The sequence below is a fragment of the Cupriavidus sp. SIMBA_020 genome, assembly GCF_046535395.1.
GTDB lineage: Bacteria > Pseudomonadota > Gammaproteobacteria > Burkholderiales > Burkholderiaceae > Cupriavidus > Cupriavidus campinensis.
This window is the reverse complement of the sequence record NZ_JAWRWU010000943.1, coordinates 1-260: the sequence shown is the minus strand read 5'-3', so window position 1 is coordinate 260 and position 260 is coordinate 1. Positions and strand designations below refer to the sequence as shown.

The following is a 260-nucleotide window of genomic DNA, read 5'->3' as shown; positions in this document are numbered from 1 at the left end:
CTGGGCGAGATCTACCTGTGGACAGTGGAGGCCGAGCCAGGCGCGAAGAAGGACGACGGCAGCCCCTACACTCCCACGGACCTGCGCGAAATCCAGGACTGGGTCATCAAGCCGCAGCTGCGCAACATCACCGGCGTCACCGAGATCAACTCGATCGGCGGCTTCGCCAAGGAATACCAGGTGGCGCCCAACACCGAGCGGCTCGCGTCCTATGGCCTGTCCCTGACCGACATCATGGCGGCGCTGGACCGCAACAACGC

General features: G+C 65.0%; 1 protein-coding gene. It reads left to right on the top strand.

Annotated elements, in window-relative coordinates:
• Window positions 1–260 (top strand): efflux RND transporter permease subunit (locus SB751_RS32230; protein ID WP_410749288.1); only part of this gene is annotated, 260 nt, incomplete at both ends.